At 67.2% G+C, this 2,497-nt stretch carries 2 protein-coding genes and 1 pseudogene; all 3 read right to left on the minus strand.

What is annotated here, in order from left to right:
* A pseudogene (locus VF643_RS04105) lies at positions 1-470 on the minus strand (HAD family hydrolase); the annotation flags it as partial.
* A gap of 323 nt (positions 471-793) precedes the next feature.
* The gene (locus VF643_RS04110; protein WP_331042102.1) at positions 794-1,861 is read right to left on the minus strand and encodes an acyl-CoA dehydrogenase family protein; all 1,068 of its coding nucleotides are present in this window, start codon (positions 1,859-1,861) and stop codon (positions 794-796) included.
* A gap of 77 nt (positions 1,862-1,938) precedes the next feature.
* A partial coding sequence (locus VF643_RS04115) for an acyl-CoA dehydrogenase family protein (RefSeq protein ID WP_331042103.1) occupies positions 1,939-2,497 on the minus strand: 559 nt, incomplete at its 5' end.

The raw sequence follows: 2,497 nt of genomic DNA on the forward strand, positions 1-2,497 counted from the left end.
GCGCGAAAGTGTCCGCGGTCTTGTCGCTGACGATCTCGACCCCGGCGAACCGGTCGCCCAACCCCGACGCGGCGAGCTTCGCCTCTTGGTGGAGGAGGTCGCCCTTGGTGACCAGCACCAGCCGCCCCCGTGCAGCAAGCGGGTCGAGCGTCTCTTCGATGTCGTCGAGCAACTCGACCGGGTGCGCCAGCAACTGCCCCCCGCCGCGAGGATCTCGCCGATCGCCGCCGCCGGCAGCGCCGCGCCGCCGAGTTCCACCGCCGTCTCGATCATCGACAGTGTGAAGCCCTTCGCGCCATAGCCGTACAGCTTCAGGTTCCGCGCCTCGCACGCCTCCAGCGTAGCCCGCGTCGCCGCCACGTCGGCGAACGGCCGCAGAATCGCCGCGAACGCCGCCTCGGCGGCTTCGAAGTGACGCATGTTGTGCCAAGCGTATCGTCGGCATCGAGGCAGATCAGGCCGATAGGCATGACGCGGTTCTACCAAAGTGCCGACGCGGTCGTCACCCGAACTTTCCCAATCCGAGCCCCGGAGCGGCAGCGCCTGGCGATAGCTGCAGCAGTAATGCCCGGCACCACCACCTCCATCTCCGCCCCCCCGGCGGAGGCCGGGGCCCAGTTGGGAAACGATAGTGACTGCGCCAGTGCGTCGTCACAGCCGCCTGCCTACCTGGACCCCGGCCTCCGCCGGGGTGGTGAGTAGGTGGCGTGTTCGCGTGCGGCTTAGCCGTTCAAACGATGCGTAGGAGAGTCAACGATCTTGACCGACCCGCTCCACCGCTCACCGCCCCCCCTCAATACCCGTTGAGCTGCGCAAACCGCTCGCGGTGATACGCCGCGTTGCCCCACATCGGCTCGATCACCGCCGCGCGCTTCATGTACAGCCCGGCGTCGTGCTCGTCGGTCATGCCGATGCCACCGTGCAGCTGCACCATCTCGCGACTGACCAGCTTCAGCGTCTCGCCGCCGACCGCCTTGGCAAGGCTCACCGCCTGGTCGACATCCGATCGCCCCGCGTCGATCGCCTCCAGCGCCGCCTCGACCACCGATCGCATCAGCTCCAGCTCGGTGAACATCTTGGCCATCCGGTGCTGCAACGCCTGGAAGGTCGACAGCGGCTGCCCGAACTGCACCCGCGTCTTGAGATAGTCGTTGGTCACCGCGAACGCCTGTTCGGCCATCCCCAGCATCTCGGCACAGAGCAGCGCCGCGGCGCGATCGACCACCACGCGCGTCAGCTCGGGCCCGCCGAGCTTCTCCGCCGGCGCGCCCGAAAACACGATCTGCGCATGGCTGCGCGAATCCGCCATCTTGCGCGTCGCCCGCGTCACGCCTTCGTCGCCCGTGACGAGGTAAAGCCCATCGACCGCCGCCACGACGAACAGCGCCGCGGTATCGCCCTCAGCGACGAACGCCTTGGTGCCGGTCAGCAATCCGCCTTCGACCGTCGTTGTGATCTTGCCGAGATCGTGGATCGGCCCCTCATCCACCGCCAGCGTCGCAACCACATCGCCCGACGCGATCTTCGCCAGCCAGGTGTTCTTGGCCGCTTCCGACGAACCCATCGCGATCGCGGTCGCCGCGGGCCCGGTCGATGCCAGCGGTGTCGCCGCCAAATTGCGGCCGAGTTGCTCGATCACCAGCCCCAGTGACAGATAGCCGAACGCCGACCCGCCATGCTCCTCCGGAACGACGATACCGCCCCAGCCCATCTGCCCGATCTCGCTCCATGCCGCGGGATCAAAGCCCCCGGGCGCCGCTGCATTGCGCAGCTTGCGAAACGCGGTGACGGGCGACTCATTGTCGGCCCATTCGCGCGCCATGTCGCGCAGCATCGTTTGTTCGTCGTTCAGGACGGCCATTCGTTCGTTCCCTCGTTAGCCAAGGATGGCGGAAGGTCCGGTCCTGCCGGCCTCCCGCCTCTCCCCGCTCTCCAACCTTATTGGTGATCCAGCATCCCGAGGATGCGCTTGGCGATCACGTTGTTCTGAATCTCGGTCGACCCGCCATAGATCGACACCGCCTTGCCCCACAGCCAGGTGCGGGTCTGCGCCAGCTCGGCCTCGCTGAAGCCCTCGCCTTCCCAGCCGACACCATTCATGCCCATGATCTCGACGCCGAGCTCGGCCTTGTCCTGGGTGATCCGCGCGCCGACATTCTTCATGATCGACGTCGCCGCCGACGGCCCCTGGTTCGACTTGGCGTCGAGCGCGGCACGGCGCAGCGTCAGCATGAAGGCGCGCGTATCCATCTCGTGACGGACGATCCGCATCCGAAGGTCGCTGTCGGCGATCTTGCCGTCGACTTCGCCGCGATATTCCTTGGCGAGCGCGCTGACCGGCTTGCCTGCCATCATTCGCCCGGCGCTGCCGCCGCCGCCCGACAGGCTCGACCGCTCATGCTGGAGCAGCCGCGTGCCGATCGTCCAGCCCTGCCCTTCCTGGCCGACCAGATTCTCCTTCGGCACCTTCACGTTGGTGAAGAACGTCTCGCAGAAC

Origin of the sequence: Sphingomonas sp., assembly GCF_036387595.1 — a bacterium.
GTDB lineage: Bacteria > Pseudomonadota > Alphaproteobacteria > Sphingomonadales > Sphingomonadaceae > Sphingomonas.